This is a genomic window from Bradyrhizobium sp. URHD0069, assembly GCF_000701345.1.
Taxonomy (GTDB): Bacteria; Pseudomonadota; Alphaproteobacteria; order Rhizobiales; family Xanthobacteraceae; genus Bradyrhizobium.
In genome coordinates this window covers 18,033-31,946 of record NZ_JNIJ01000013.1, presented here as the reverse complement: position 1 = coordinate 31,946, position 13,914 = coordinate 18,033, and the positions used below count along the sequence as shown (strand labels likewise).

The window sequence follows — 13,914 nt, the reverse complement described above, 5'->3', positions numbered from 1 at the left end:
CCAGAGTCGGGGCCTTGCCTCTATACAGTGCCGAATTGGCCGCTGGTTGGCTACGTCGCCGGCCCCGCAACGTTCCCCCGCAATCAACAGCCGCCCGAGTCGAGGCAAACGTATCATGAGAACGAATAGTGAACAAGTCATTGGACGACTTTATCTGAAAAAGACGGCGGGGATAATTCAAAATGAGACACTAGCCAGGCGCGGCAACGCGATGGCTCCCGATCCGCTATGCGGCGGCGACGCTAGGCCTCACGTCACACTACACGCTGCTAATTTTTCGGTGGCGCAGGCGGCACCACCGGAGCCGCTGGAGGGACTACCGCAGGAGGAGCAGGCGGAGTGATCGGCGTGGGACTGGGCGTTGGTGTTGGAGTGCCGACGGGCTGTGCGGCGGGAGCTGGAGGCGTCAAAGGCTGTTTCGTAAGCTGCTCACGCTTCGTAAAACTAGGATCGCCTTTCTTGTCGAGCGTCACCCCACCCAAAACTGCGAGCAGCACGGACGTCACCGCGAGAACAACCATCATGGATTTGTAAAAGATCTCAAGCTTACCATCTGAGTGAAGCTGTCCTTTCTTCTGAAACTTTTCGTCACCAACAAGAATTGTTGCCACCAGCCATAAGATACCCGTCGGCTTAAAGGAACTCTCTTTGCCGATTTCGTCGCTCAAGGAGAGTTCGGGCAGCTGACTGCGGTACTTTTTTTCGATTTGAATTGCGTGGGTGACCGCACCTTTGAGCAGCCGGTGAAACCAATATCGGTCGATGAGATAGAACAGCATCGTACCGAAGATTCCAAAGATCGGCACTACGGTCGCGAACTGAACATTGATCCGCCAAATCTGTAGTGACAGCTTTTTGTCCAACAGAAACCCGATGGATGCAAACAGGGCCACCAAAATGGTAACGAACAAGCCTCTCACGCGCATGCCAATCTCGTTGAAATGCATTTGCACTCCAACGATGGTTTTCCAAACGTCAATCGCCTGTTTTGCGCGTTCGTCGCGAAGTCTTAGATCGTTAGCCACGGAAGGCACCGAACTCAAATAGTTCAAGAAGCTCTGAAAACCCGTTGTGCAGCGTGTGCGTCGGATGAATGTGTTCTCGGTCCTTTATCTTTTGCTCCCGCTCAACTTCTTCGCGGGTCCAATGCGTGACGTCTTGCAACAGCTTGTATTCTGGCCGCTTGTGAGCCTGGCCGTATTTGGCCCAAACATCCTCCACCCCGCAATCAACCGCCATCGCGACATCCTTCATCAGGTTGTCGCCGACGTACACGCAGTCGCTTTTGGTGAGATTGAGGTCATCGATAATCGCTTCCAGCACGGCTGTATCGGGCTTCTTCGAGCCTTTTGGTGTGAACTGTTGCTTAGTATACCTCAAGCTGTAATGCGTGGCAGGATAATTGCGTAGGTCTTTCTCCGACAGGCCGTCCGGCAACTTGTGATCCTCAGGGCAAAAAACATGGTCCAGCACCCCATCAAGCCCGAGCCGGCGGACGCGATAGTTGGAATAGAAAGCCATTGATTCGGTATAGCCGATGATGCGTGTGCCTCGGCCCTTTATCTTCAGCAACGTCTCCGCGACTGCCGGATACAGATTTAAGTGTTCGCGCCGCTTGCTTCGGTAAATATCAATCGATGGCGCAAAGACTTCAGTTGCCTTGCCACCGTTGAGGACGGATTGAAGCGAAGGAATCTCTTCAATCAAGAAAGAATATTCTGATGTGCCATGCCGTTGATGAATGGCGGCAATCTCGGGCAGCAGCCTCTCCTTCGGAATCCCGCTTATCTCGACGATGCTATCGAGCATGGATGAAAAGCAGTTTAGCCAGAGCTCGACCCAATCAAACAGGGTGTTGTCCAGATCAGTGATCAGCGCGGTTTTTTTCATGCGAGCATAACCGCATTTTGAGACTGGATTTGCAATCGCGATGGTGGCTTCATCCCCTGCTGCACGCCTAGGCCGCAGGCTCCGCCGTCTTCGACGCTTCGATACCCCGAGTGATCCTTGCCGTCAGGACAAACAAGAAATTACCTAGAGCTTCCGCAAAATCGACTGACTGCTTGGCTTCTTCAGAGGAAACGTGCGGTTTCTCCGCGTCCGCGTGGCGCGGGCGGTTCGAACCAAGCCGAACTTCGTGAGCCCAGTCCGCCATGCCTTTCGTTAGAAGATTGGCCGCCAAAGCTTCGTCGATGCGCGAGTAGAGAGAACCATGGCTCAGCCCGTGCTTCTTTAGCATTGCGTCGACTGCGCTTCCCGCCATTACCGCGGCGGCGTCGGGAGCATGCAGTGTGTCATATGCCTGCTGAAGAAAGGTTCGCGCTGGCTCCGGTATATCAGCGTGGGCTGATTTTGTGTAAGGGAACAGCTGTTCGACCTTCGGAGCAGGTATAAATCCACTTCCCACACTGGGCCTTCGGCTTATCGCACACTTTGCTAAGATAACGTCGGAACATGTCGTGCATTGATATGCGGCCCACAGCCGTCCCACGAGCGGATTACTAGGTATGAAAAGAGCATTAGGGGTGACCCAAACTTGCTTCAGTTGGGGCGCTGCGACAGAGCAATGCGGACACCTGCTCACGCCGGACAGGTCTCCGATAATGTTCATTTCCCCCACCGAACTACCCCTTTGATTATTACTTTTGAAGGACCCCTCGCACAACTTAACATGCGAGGGGATCGTGGTTGTTCTCAGAGTTCGTAAGAAAAGTAACGAACTCGCTGTGCTATTTCGTTTTTTTGCTGCCGTCAAACAGCCGCGGGCTCTGGCACTCTATGCGCAGAGATGCCCAGGTCCCCGGTCGAGGTGATGCTGAAACGACCGAGGGTAATGGAAATGGTGCCAGCCGCGCCGCGGGAGTGGGCGGCCGCTGGCTCTGGGTCTGCGGACCCAGCGATCTCCGCAGGTCAGACGCCCTGTGGAGGCGAGCCACGCCAAGGCAACCAACCCTGACTGCCCGCACTCAGCAAAGCCCAAAGGCGAAAGCTCGCCGAGGATCACAATCATGCCGCGTTCGCTTTGCTGCGGGCGGCAACGAGCCCGAGGACCGCAAAGGGATCGGCTTCGGAACGACGGACGATCAACTGACCGTCTTGCTCCGCGGCCTCGATATGCGCTTCTTCGAGCCGTTCAAGTTCGAGCAATTCCGCCTTTACGGCCGCGAGGCGATCGGTTCGCGCTTTCGCGGACATCGACAATTTCGGCTTGGGCATCGCGTCGATTTGTTGCTCAAGCCGTTTGAGCAACGCATCGGGATCGGCCCACGCAATGATGCACGTGATATCGGGTTGCGGTTTGAAGTCCTCAGTGCCGAAACGGACTTCGAATTTGCCATGCTCGATGAATAGTCTCGGTTTGCCGCGTTCGGCCAGCTTGCTGACATGCGCTACGGCCGCTGCCTTGATCTCCTCGACTGTCGGGCCTGCAAGTTCAGTCCTCGTGCGCTCACTGCGGAGTGCCCCGATCTGCTCACGCAGTCGGGCGACTGCTTGCGAATGGGTCTGGCCAGACTTGAGCTTGACCTTGAGAGGTTTGGCGGCGTCGAGCGCCGTATTTGACGCAAGCCCGTCCAGCCATTGGCGAACGCGCGAATTGATCGCGGAGCGCGCTCGATAGTTGTCTTGGTGCTGCTGCAATCGTGCCCTCATGCGCGACTGCTCAAATTCAATGTTTGCAGCCTCGTCCTCAGGAGCCGTAGCGAGGGCTCTCCCAAGCTCGCTTAACTGACGAGCCGTGGCCGAGACTAGAGATTGCGCCTCGTTCTCGGTGTCCACCAACGCGCGGAATTTCTCCCGCGCCTTGAGGGGCAAATTCGAGAGCACGATCATGCTACATCTTCCCACGCTCTGCGGAGGCGCTGGTCGCGCCTTTGATAAACGGCCTCGCGATCCAATGCCGGAGTCGGAGTCGGTTTCTCGTGTGTCTGGTCGAGTTTCGGCGGGTCTCGCCACGCTTCAGAGAGCTTTGCATCCCGGGCATCGAGTTTCTTTTCGAGAGCATCACGCCTAGCGGCGGCGTTGACGGGCAGGAACCCGGGCTTGTGCAGAATGCAGGTATCCGCAACGGTGTTCTCGTCGAGGATGCGCTGCACGTGATAGGGAAGCATTTGATGATCCATCATGGTCATCCGCACCCGCACAACCCCACCATCGGGTACGATCTCGGAGTCGATTAGATTGCCGTTCGCATCATATGTTTTAGCTTTACGTGTCATCGAAAATACCTTCCTGCTGAGTTGACGTACTGATGTAACCTGCTTCTTCTCCATTCATCGGAGCTACTGTTGCCGACCCATGCCAAGCTGGCGTCGTACTTGTATTTTCGGGTCGATAGGTTTGTGAGAACGCCGGCGACGGCGTTCGCAACGTCGTCCTTGCCGGTGGGGGCATGGTCGATGGAATCTTTGCCTGATCGCGCGGTGCGCCGTTCGAGGCCGAGCAACTGCGCAACGAGCTTGGCGTCATCGAGCAGATCACATTTGCGACTGTTGATCAGCGGCAACGCCTCACGATAAAGGTCGGACTTTGGCTTCGCAGCCTGCTCGTATGTGATGCCGTGCTTGCGGAATAATTCGACGGGGAAGATTCCGGCATATCGATCGCCGATGATCTTGTTGATGCCGTAGCTCTTCAGCAGTGTTGAGTATTCCGAAACGACATCTTCCGGCGAGAACGGCGGTTTGCGCTCACGGATGCAGTCGAGGACTCCCACGCCCTCGAACTCATGGGCGATCGCGAGAGTGAACGAGTCGGCGGAGCCACCAGATGGATCTGCAAAACCGGAGTACTTGACGCCAGTAATGGGCGCGCGTTCAAAGGTACCCGTCGAAACGACAGCATCGACTGCCTCGCGCGAAATGAAGCTTTCAATGTCGTTCCTAAATTGAGCGCCATATTCGGCCGAAGCCGATGCCGGGTCTGCCTCATAAGCGTCATCGATCACCTTCTGATCAACGACGGGGTTGACCGTTTTGGTGTCCGCCTGGAAAACGAGGATCGGGTCGGCTTCCTTGCCGTAATGCGCCTTGAAAGCTGAATATAACGCTCCCTTGCGGGCGTACGGCGATGATGCGCAGAGCAACATGGCGTTGGGAATGGTCGCCATGCCCGGTCGGATCGCGTTGAGCACTTCGGTATCGGGGTTGGCGGAATCTTCCGTTTGCCAGAACGCAAGCTCGTCGAGCAGTGCCGCAACGAGCGTGAACCCGCGAACTGATCGGAACGAAGCTGTTGCGACTTCAATCGTGACGTTGTTGGTGAGCGAGACGCCTTCGGCGGTATCCCCGTCGATCATGCGTTTGAGCATCGGGACGTGGGAGAGGAGCGCTTTGACGTAGCGCAGGATGGTTTTGGCTTGCTTACGGTCGGACGCAATCACTTGAACAGTGCCGCGTTCGCCGGGTGCCAGATATTCGGTGTAGTCAAAGAAACAGGCGAGCCACACCGCGATCAAAGCGAGGATTCTGGACTTGCCGCCACGCCGACCGATGACGAGCCACACCTCTTTTGCAATGTCGGTCGGCGGCTCTTTGCGGCCAGTCACCTGTTGATAGGCCGCCAACTGTTCTGCGGTCATCGGCAGCGCGAAGATCGCGGCTAGGATCGCGAACCACGTGGCCCACGTGTTGTGGTCCTTGAAGAAGGGTCGGAACACCAGAGGGTCTCCGATCGCGTCGAGGATCGTGGCTCCGACTGGCTTTGGTTCAATTCGTTTCCGTGGTGTTGGTCTTTCGTCCTCGGTTAATCGAATGCGAGGACGTGAGGCCATCAGTCACCGTCCTCGTGGTCTATGGTGCTGATCCGTTGACGCCCCGTCGGTGTGTGGCCGTTGCGCGCAACGCGACCGGCCATGTAGTCGCGGATATCTGGCGTGATGTCCTTCGGTCGACGCTTGAGACCAACAGACTCCAGCATGCGCCGTAATTGTGCACCGAGCCGCGCGTACAATTCCAACTGGGTGGGAGTGCCCTCGCCTGCGGTTGCGAAGTCTGCCTCCATTGACTCAAGTGCCACGATCAGAGTCACGCTCCTGCGAACGATAGCCTTCTCTGCCTCGCTGCACATATCGGCACCACCCAGGTCATTGAGGTGCGAGGCCAAAAGGTCTGCAAACCGGCGCGCATATTGCGTTCGTTCGTCGACGAGTGCCCCTTCGACCTTGGGAAACAGGCTGCGGCCCGAGGTGACGCGGGACCTGACCTTTGTTGTTTTGCGCGTGCCGTGCATCGATATAACCGATACTGCGATGATCCGTATTCGAGACCGCGAATATTTCGCCTCTTTCGCAGGGGAAACATGACCTGCTGCCTGACCTGCTGTCTATCCAAAGGTGCCGGCTGCCACTGTCCCAACCATTTGTGCGGTGTCGCCACATGATCCTAGATCACATAACTGCCGGCACTCGACGATTTCGGGTACTTCCCGATGCGCGACATCAGAGCGTCTAACTAAATAGATCGAGGAAGGTTTATTTGCATTGCACGCTGGTCGCTAGCCAAACAAATTCATAAAGGTCCCGCCAGCAGCGAACAGCGCCGCGCCGACCGTCATGCCGGACATGACGGCCAAAAATGGCTGCCATCTGTGGTCGCGATCGGTCACAGTGCGGTTGCGATCGGCCAAAATGCGATCAATATCGGCTAGCTTGGCGCTGATATCCAGCGGGGTATCGGCATCGGTCATAGTCATCTGTTTACACCTTTTCGCGGTCGTTTGTCGTGGTCGTTTCAAATATCGACGCCTTTCAGGTGTCCGCGCTCTTTGAGAAATTTTAGAGTTTGCCGGAATTCAGCGCGAATGTTCGTTAGGGTCACTATTGAAACATCGACCATTCCCACTCGCTTTTGGAGTTCAGCGAGGATGTCGCGCACTGATATGCCGGGTTCCTCGAGAATCACGAGTTTGATCGCGCGTTTGATGGCGTCTCCGCTGGGTTTGAATGCACGCCCTGTTTGCGTTTCAGCCCGTCGCACAGGTGTAGGGTCATCAATCCTCGCTCTTTCGCGGCGAGCCTTGCGCGTTTTGCGCAGAGTCTCGGGTGAGGCAAGTGTGGCCGGGTCAAAACCGTTCCAGTCACTATCGCTATCGTGTCCCCATCTTCCCATTTGGTGCCTCTTTCTCTCATTCGATTTGTTTAGCCCGTTAAGTCCCTAGTGGCGCTAAACTGCTAAACATTGTTTAGGCCCTTCCCTTCCCCCCTAAAGGGGGGAACTCCCCTAAACATTCACGACGAGTTTAGTATTTGAGAGACCCGCCCTTTCGTGAGTCCCAATTCTTTCGCGATGTCAGTGCCATTCATGCCGCCGGCTTTCAATTCAACGACCCGATCACGGTTGCTCTTGATGACCAAACCGTCTGACCACACCACCTCCTTCGTTTCCGTGGAAAGCTTCAAGACTCGTGGCGCCGCGTCGAGACCGTAGAAGCCGCGGGACTTTGTGAACTCCAAACCAATCGTCGTGAAGTCATCACCTTCAACATTTGGGTGTGGCCTTAGACCGATCATGGTGTCCAAGGTGTCTTCGCGTTTCGACGTGCCGCGGGGTTTGTTGTTCCTACCTTCATGGTGCACGAATATTATCGACCGGCCCTGCCCCCGATGCTTCAAGGCCCACGGCTGGATTTGAACCCATGACTCCGAAACGTTCTCCTCGCCTCCCGAACGAACGAGCGTTGATATCGAGTCGAGAATGATCAGGTCGATATCGTTCTGCTCAATAATTGCGTCCAGCAGATCACGGCCTTCTTGTTCCCCCAAGTCCGGCATCGACTTATTCTTCTTGTGATAAAAATCCGGCGTCAAAATCATCAAGTCATCTTCACGCCCATTCCATCGAAAGTGTCTCAGTCGGTCTTGCAACAGCGATGCCGGAAGCTCGCCGTCTACGTACATGACTCGGGCAAGAGTGTTCACCTTCCAATCAAGCAGCTTCTTTCCCGTGACGATCGCGTGGGCGATGGAAAGGCAAAACCATGTCTTGGCTGCACCTCGTGGCGCGTGAACCATTGCAAGACAACCCGTCGTCAGCCATGGACCCAACATTCTCGGTCGGGGTGGGAAGTCCATCTTCAGGAACTCGGTCGCAGAGACCGCGCCGATCCGCTCGTAAGGTTTCGCCTTGCGGATTTGTTTGTTGAGCTCGTCAAGGTCGCTGCTGTCCCGCAATTCGTCGTTCCAATCGCGCTTGCGATCGCCCCGGTGTCGCGGAAGTGCGATGCGAACGGCGCGGCCTGCATTGGTCAGCTTCCTTGCGAGCTTGTTCGCGCCTTCGATCCCCGCTCGGTTGGGATCGTTGTCGGCGGCAATGATGACCTCTGAGCATCTGGGCACCTCGACCTTGTCGAGGTTCCCGGAATTGATGGCGACGATTGCCTTGAGGCCGGTGATACGTTCGACCGATAAGCCGTTCTCGATTCCTTCGGCCACGATCAAAGGCTCGTCGCGGTCATATTCGCGATGAAGCCTGATGTCCGAACCCTTGACCCGGCCATATGTTCGCTTCGGGTCGTCAACGTCGAGTTTGGTGTCGCCCGACTTCGATAGCCAAGTGACGTGCGCGCCTGTTTCGACAGTGCCCTGACCAATCACAAAAACCATCGCTGGAAATCCACGACCGGTCAGGCGCTTCGATGCGTCCGCGGGCAAGAAAAGCACCGTATCAGACAATTTAATGCCGCGACTGTTCGCATAGTTCGAGAGTATCTTGCGTTCGCTGGGGGCCAAGGCTGCCCAGTCTATGCATGCGTCCAGTATTTCCTCGAAGCCGACCTTGCCGGTGTCTGCCTCAGTAGGGGCACCATCCAGAGGATCACTCCGCAATCGCGCACCGACCAAGCTTCTCGCTGGCCAGAGACCATCATCAATGAATTTATTCATCACATCCCGCTGCGAACATCCGGCTTTACAGTGCCAAAGCAGCTTGTCGTCCTTGACCGTGAGTTCGAGGCTCGGGTTTTTATCGTCATGCGCAGGGCAGCGAACGAAACGACCCTTCGCAGGTCCGTATCGCTCGACAATACGTTCCCGGCGCTGCTGCGCATCTGCGGTTAAATTTCGCACGGCGAAATCTCGATGCCGGCTTTCGCCAAAACTTCCTCGACGAGCAGCGATACCGGGCCGGTCTTGGTGTCACGGATGACCGTGAACTCACCGCGCTTTTCCATTCGAGCGATCGTGTAGGTGCTCTTGTTCAGCACCAACGCGGCTTGCAATCGGCTGCATCGCAGCTGTCCTTCCTTGAAAGGCGAACGCGCTATTCTTGGTGGGGTCTGTGTTGCCATCGGTCCCGAATCCTTTTCGATCACGGCTACATGCCGTGGTTGCGATAAAGAATCCGCGCGGTGCTCTGAGGCTGTGCTGGACCGGCCGCTCGGCGTGAGGTCAGGGCTAGGACCTGATCGCTCCGACTCTGCATTCCGTCACGCAGTTATCATTGCTGCGTGAAGCCACGATGATGCATGACGCCGGGCGTTCGCGTCAACAGGCAATGCGGCGCATCAGCGGTCAGCGTAGCGCAACAGCAGCGATCGCCGTTTTAAGCGGTTGTGGGACGGCCGCCCGTCCCTCCTGTACGTCGGTCACGTCGATCCCGAAATAACGCACAGGGCGCGCCCTAATCGAGCGCAATCGCCGTTTTTGCCTGTTGATTAGGCGAGATCGGGCGACGCACACGCAACGATCAACGCGATATGTCCCGCAGACATATCAGCACTGTCCCCGAGGACAGGATTCAACGCCCTTTCAGCGCGACGACATTTCCCCTGGGGGGATCGACGATGCGATTTATCAGATTTGAAAGGCTGACGAGAGCGCGAGCACGTTGCTCATCATAAGAATGCTGATCGTAGACGCCTTCGACGCCTTCTATGGCGTGACCCAATACACGTTCAGAGATATCTGGCCGAATATCAGCGCGGCTCATGCAGCTTTTTGCTGTTCGGCGCAGATCGTGCAGAATCCAGCGCGGCAACAATTTATCGCGCGCCTGCTGCAGGGCCTCCTCGTCGAGGCCCTTAAGCCTGACGCCCTTTTGGTTCGCGAAGTCCGCTATCATCAGGTTGTCGAGGTCTGCTTTCCCTTCCCCGAAGGCCGAGTAACTGCCGAACTCCTTGCCCGGGCCATCGCGACGGCCGGGACGGCTCGCCGGGAACACGAATTCGTTTATTCGGGTTTTGCGCTGCTTCTCGATGATGTCGAGGGCAACCCTCGGAAGTTTAAGCCGCTCGCCGGTCCCTTTTTCACGGTGGTCGGTTTCAATGGTCCAGATCGCGCCGGACAAGTCGGTCCACTTCATAGTCGCGACCTTGGTCCGGCGCTGTGCGGTTAGGAGCAGCATCTTGGTCAGCGCACCGAAAGTGCCTAGCTCATCGCAAGCCATCCACATGGCCCGAATTTCATCGTCGGTCAGGATGCGTTTTCGCCGACGTTGGGACGGTTTTGTCCGAGCCATGCCCTTGACGACAGGGCTCGTGTAATCATCGTGTCGGGCTTGGTACCATTGTGCGATGCGCCGAATGTAGGCGAGCGCCATATCGGCGGCCCGCGGACCGCGACCATCCTCAATGTCGTCGAGCAGCTTCGTGACGTCGCCTCTGCGGACTTCCTCAAACGGCTTATTCTCCCATGACGGGTACACCGCGTTTTTGAGGACTGCCTTGATCTGAGGTGCCGAGAGCAGTTTTCCGTCCACCTCCCGTTTGACGAACTGCTCGGCGACTTCCTTGAAAGTTTCCTTGGCTGCCGGTGACGGTTTGCTTCGGTCAGCGAGCCAGGTCTTGATATTGGCGCGGAATACGGCGGCGGCGTCGCGGGCTGCCTTGACCCCCATTCCCGGGAATGAACCCAAACCCTCGGACCTCGTCTTGCGGTCTACGTAATACAAAACCCGCCAACTCTTCGAGCCGCTCCAATTCACGCGTAGGATCAGCCCGCTCTGCTTTGCATCGTAGTAATTGACCTGTTTGCCAGGGGTAGCTTTCAGGCGCTTAACGCCCTCCTCCGTTAAAACCCTCTTTCCCGTTTTACTCACTAACCCGCTCCCTAGGTGCGACATTAGGTGCGACATCCGTCATGCTATGACGCGCCACGCACTGCCCTGTCATGCGAGGGAGACTATAGCATAACTTATTGAAAATGTAGAGAAAAAGGTTGATGGTTGCTTCGCGTTGCCCAACCTTGACAAGGGATTGTACGCGACTTTTAATCATGGGGTCGAGGGTTCGAGTCCCTCCGCGCTCACCAACAAAACCCAACAAACAAGGGTATTTCTATATTTTTTAGACCTTGATCTAACTCGTCAGAATTGATTGGGGACCCTCTGGGGACCCTTCTAGGCCGGAAGTTGACTTTTCCCGCTTCACCTCTCCTCGTCCGGATGCATCCTTGAATGACTGAACCATTGAAAGACCCAACGGCGGCGTTTGCGGAAGAATTAGCTAAACAGCTTCCCGTTAAGGCCGCCTATCGCGATGTCGTTAAGCCGGGTGCCAAGCAAGCCGGGCAGATGGTCCAAGACTTGGTGAAAACTATTCAGCTTGCACTGGCGCCGTTGCAATTCGCGGGCGCTTACCAGGATCGATTGCGCTCGTTCATTGATCGCTCCGTCAGAGGCATTCCGGAGGCTGATCGCGTCTCTCCGCCCCCGCAAATCTTGGGGCCAATAGTGGAAGGTATTCGATACGAGCCTGAAGGAACGTCGTTAGATGGGATGTTTTCTGAGCTCTTGAGCTCATCAATGGATGCCACCCGCTTGCGAAATGCGCACCCTGCGTTTGTCGCTATAATTAAGAGTTTGTCGCCTGATGAAGCTAAACTCCTGATCAGTTTAGCTGATCAGCCGGTTGATCGGGTAAGCTGGAGCTCCTACGACAAACAACGAAATTTCTTCGATGCTCCCGTGGTCGAACAAATGGCCGTTCCGGACGACTTGTCGTTTCCCGAGAACATTTCTGTTTTCTTGGAGCATCTGCAACAGCTGGGCTTGGTCCAAACAATCGCGCTGAAAGCGCAAGAGCCGACCTTTGCCGGCGGTGCACAAAATGGCGTTCGACACCATGAGCGGCATCAACTAACAGGGTGGGGACGGCAATTTATTTGTGCCTGCACAGCGAAAAAGCCTGCAGAATGAATCTGCGAGCTACCGCTCCTCGTCCGGATGCACCGCTCTTGAGCACCGGTCTTGAAATTCTCAACCGTTCTTTTTAGCCCGTACCTCGGCGTCCCGTTGTGTACGTTTATGCTAGCAAAACCGCCGGTTGCGGTGCCGATCCGTTTGGTGACGTAACCGGTCGTCCCCGTCTGTCCGGTGCCAAATCCGGTGCCAATCAGACCGTCTCCAACTTCGGTCGGGCTCGCTATCCACGCCAAGTTCCGCTAGAACGCCACCTGACTGTTAATCGAATGGTCGCTGGTTCGAATCCAGCCCGGGGAGCCATTAGGCCTCTTCTCCCTTATCCGCCGCCATCCGTTTTCGTACAGAAAACCCCAAAAAACCCTTGTTCTACCGCCTTTTCGGGTTAACCTCCTGTCCATGGCTGTCCGCCGCCATTCGCCGCTAGCCGGGCCGGCTTACAGTACCAATCAGGCCCCGATACTGTAAGCCCGGAGAAAATTTACAGTACCAGAGCCAAAACCATGAAACGCATTACTGACGCGCATTTGCGGAACCTAAAGCCCAAAGCGAAGCCCTACCGCTACACCATCGGCGGCGGCCTTTATCTGCTGATCAAGCCCAACGGATCGATGCTCTGGCGCTACGATTACAAGCTGGGCACCCGTAAGACTTTGGCCCTCGGGGAATACCCGAAGAAAACCCTCGGTGTCGCGCTCGACGCCCTCGAAATGGCCCGGGCCAACGTCAAGGCCGGAATCGATCCGGTAGAGCAGAAGCAAGCCGCCACCGTAGCCGCTGCGGCGCCCCGCCCTTTCGGTGAGGTAGCCGACGAATGGCTCGCTACCCGCCCGGGTAAGCCAGAAAAGAGTAAGACGTTCGCCCGGGACGAGCGAATGGTCGGCTACCTCACCGACGGCAAAGGCCCGGCGGGGGGGTTCGCCAAGGTGGCGATTGATCAGGTCCGCGTCGCCCATCTTTCGCCGCTGCTCAAAGCGGTCAACAAGCCGACCCGCATCCGCCTCCAATCGGCGGCGCGCAAGATCATGGGATATGCCAAGGCGCACGGCATGATCGAGCATTCGCCGTTTTCTGACATCAATTTCGAGGAAGGTTTCGCCAAGCATAAGGAGCAGCACCGCCCGGCGATCACCGATCCCGTCAAGTTCGGCGTGCTGCTGCGAAAGATTGAAGCCTTCGAAGGGCGCGGCGATAACCTGACCGGCTACGCTTTGGAATTGCTGGCGCTGACATTCGTTCGCCCGGGCACGGTGCAGGCGGCGGAATGGTCGCACTTCAATCTCAAAAGCGGCTTTTGGGTAGTGCCATTCAAGGAATTGAAAATGGCGACGCAACGCGAGGAGGCGGGCTATTCGGAAGATGATTATGTCATCCCGCTATCGCACCAAGCGGTCGCGCTGCTGCGCGAATTGCAAAAGATTACGGGCGACGAGCAATATCTTTTCCCCGGGCGCTCGGGCCGCACGATCAGCGAGAATACGCTCAACTACGCGCTGCACTCGATGGGATATAAAGGCATCCACTGCGCCCATGGGTTCCGCTCTAGCGCTTCGACGATCCTAAACCGCGAGCGGATCAATGGCCGCCGCCGCTTTGAGCGCGAGCTAATCGAGATGCAACAGGACCGGCTCGATAAGGCGACCCGGGCCGTTTATGACCGCGATGACCGTTTGCCGGAACGTATCGAACTGATGCAGTGTTGGGCCGATAAGCTAGATGCTCTGCGAGCCGGGGGCGAGGTCGTTAAACTCCCGGTTAAAAGTACTGTACGCCGATGAGCCGC

Annotated in this window: 14 protein-coding genes; 2 read left to right on the top strand and 12 right to left on the bottom strand. The window is 56.5% G+C overall.

Annotation, left to right across the window (positions count from 1 at the left end; translation table 11 throughout):
- Positions 1-269: 269 nt before the first annotated feature.
- The 12 genes from N554_RS0107795 to N554_RS0107740 all read right to left on the bottom strand — a co-directional run bounded on the left by N554_RS0107795 (position 270) and on the right by N554_RS0107740 (position 11,030).
- On the bottom strand, positions 270-1,025 hold the full coding sequence (locus N554_RS0107795; protein ID WP_156041843.1) for a hypothetical protein: 756 nt from the start codon (positions 1,023-1,025) through the stop codon (positions 270-272).
- On the bottom strand, positions 1,018-1,890 hold the full coding sequence (locus N554_RS0107790; RefSeq protein WP_029582955.1) for an HAD family hydrolase: 873 nt from the start codon (positions 1,888-1,890) through the stop codon (positions 1,018-1,020). The genes N554_RS0107795 and N554_RS0107790 overlap by 8 nt, the downstream gene beginning before the upstream one ends.
- Positions 1,891-1,957: 67 nt before the next feature.
- Positions 1,958-2,611, bottom strand: coding sequence for a DUF4145 domain-containing protein (locus N554_RS42650; RefSeq protein WP_036052653.1), 654 nt, complete (start codon positions 2,609-2,611; stop codon positions 1,958-1,960).
- Positions 2,612-3,006: 395 nt separating this feature from the next.
- Positions 3,007-3,831 (bottom strand): hypothetical protein, encoded by an 825-nt coding sequence (locus tag N554_RS35550; protein WP_029582953.1) that lies wholly within the window; start codon positions 3,829-3,831, stop codon positions 3,007-3,009.
- Positions 3,828-4,217 (bottom strand): hypothetical protein, encoded by a 390-nt coding sequence (locus N554_RS0107775; RefSeq protein WP_029582952.1) that lies wholly within the window; start codon positions 4,215-4,217, stop codon positions 3,828-3,830. Before N554_RS0107775 ends, N554_RS35550 begins: the two co-directional genes overlap by 4 nt.
- Positions 4,214-5,578: a hypothetical protein gene (locus N554_RS0107770; protein WP_245283548.1), complete on the bottom strand. Its 1,365-nt coding sequence runs from the start codon at positions 5,576-5,578 to the stop codon at positions 4,214-4,216. Before N554_RS0107770 ends, N554_RS0107775 begins: the two co-directional genes overlap by 4 nt.
- Positions 5,579-5,769: 191 nt before the next feature.
- Positions 5,770-6,228, bottom strand: coding sequence for a hypothetical protein (locus tag N554_RS0107765; RefSeq protein WP_051677376.1), 459 nt, complete (start codon positions 6,226-6,228; stop codon positions 5,770-5,772).
- Between the two features lie 264 nt (positions 6,229-6,492).
- On the bottom strand, positions 6,493-6,684 hold the full coding sequence (locus tag N554_RS0107760; RefSeq protein WP_029582949.1) for a hypothetical protein: 192 nt from the start codon (positions 6,682-6,684) through the stop codon (positions 6,493-6,495).
- Positions 6,685-6,728: 44 nt separating this feature from the next.
- Positions 6,729-7,106: a hypothetical protein gene (locus N554_RS0107755; protein ID WP_156041842.1), complete on the bottom strand. Its 378-nt coding sequence runs from the start codon at positions 7,104-7,106 to the stop codon at positions 6,729-6,731.
- A gap of 119 nt (positions 7,107-7,225) precedes the next feature.
- A complete protein-coding gene (locus tag N554_RS37240) occupies positions 7,226-9,061 on the bottom strand; it encodes an AAA family ATPase (protein WP_051677375.1) in 1,836 nt (611 codons plus the stop codon).
- Positions 9,049-9,282 carry a hypothetical protein gene (locus tag N554_RS39720; protein WP_156041841.1) on the bottom strand — a complete coding sequence of 78 codons (234 nt, stop codon included), beginning with the start codon at positions 9,280-9,282 and terminating at the stop codon, positions 9,049-9,051. The genes N554_RS37240 and N554_RS39720 overlap by 13 nt, the downstream gene beginning before the upstream one ends.
- Before the next feature lie 449 nt (positions 9,283-9,731).
- The gene (locus tag N554_RS0107740) at positions 9,732-11,030 is read right to left on the bottom strand and encodes a tyrosine-type recombinase/integrase (RefSeq protein WP_197033478.1); all 1,299 of its coding nucleotides are present in this window, start codon (positions 11,028-11,030) and stop codon (positions 9,732-9,734) included.
- A gap of 357 nt (positions 11,031-11,387) precedes the next feature.
- Between N554_RS0107740 and N554_RS37235 the strand changes: the two genes are divergently transcribed.
- Both N554_RS37235 and N554_RS0107730 read left to right on the top strand, forming a co-directional pair.
- Positions 11,388-12,128: a DUF4393 domain-containing protein gene (locus N554_RS37235; protein WP_051677374.1), complete on the top strand. Its 741-nt coding sequence runs from the start codon at positions 11,388-11,390 to the stop codon at positions 12,126-12,128.
- Between the two features lie 506 nt (positions 12,129-12,634).
- Positions 12,635-13,909 carry a tyrosine-type recombinase/integrase gene (locus N554_RS0107730; RefSeq protein WP_029582943.1) on the top strand — a complete coding sequence of 425 codons (1,275 nt, stop codon included), beginning with the start codon at positions 12,635-12,637 and terminating at the stop codon, positions 13,907-13,909.
- Positions 13,910-13,914 lie beyond the last annotated feature (5 nt).

Bases quoted from the DNA above. Each gene is read 5' to 3' on its own strand.
- N554_RS0107790 (WP_029582955.1), bottom strand. From the start codon at position 1,890: ATGAAAAAAACCGCGCTGATCACTGATCTGGACAACACCCTGTTTGAT.
- N554_RS42650 (WP_036052653.1), bottom strand. From the start codon at position 2,611: ATGAACATTATCGGAGACCTGTCCGGCGTGAGCAGGTGTCCGCATTGC.
- N554_RS35550 (WP_029582953.1), bottom strand. From the start codon at position 3,831: ATGATCGTGCTCTCGAATTTGCCCCTCAAGGCGCGGGAGAAATTCCGC.
- N554_RS0107775 (WP_029582952.1), bottom strand. From the start codon at position 4,217: ATGACACGTAAAGCTAAAACATATGATGCGAACGGCAATCTAATCGAC.
- N554_RS0107770 (WP_245283548.1), bottom strand. From the start codon at position 5,578: ATGACCGCAGAACAGTTGGCGGCCTATCAACAGGTGACTGGCCGCAAA.
- N554_RS0107765 (WP_051677376.1), bottom strand. From the start codon at position 6,228: ATGCACGGCACGCGCAAAACAACAAAGGTCAGGTCCCGCGTCACCTCG.
- N554_RS0107760 (WP_029582949.1), bottom strand. From the start codon at position 6,684: ATGACCGATGCCGATACCCCGCTGGATATCAGCGCCAAGCTAGCCGAT.
- N554_RS0107755 (WP_156041842.1), bottom strand. From the start codon at position 7,106: ATGGGAAGATGGGGACACGATAGCGATAGTGACTGGAACGGTTTTGAC.
- N554_RS39720 (WP_156041841.1), bottom strand. From the start codon at position 9,282: ATGGCAACACAGACCCCACCAAGAATAGCGCGTTCGCCTTTCAAGGAA.
- N554_RS37235 (WP_051677374.1), top strand. From the start codon at position 11,388: ATGACTGAACCATTGAAAGACCCAACGGCGGCGTTTGCGGAAGAATTA.
- N554_RS0107730 (WP_029582943.1), top strand. From the start codon at position 12,635: ATGAAACGCATTACTGACGCGCATTTGCGGAACCTAAAGCCCAAAGCG.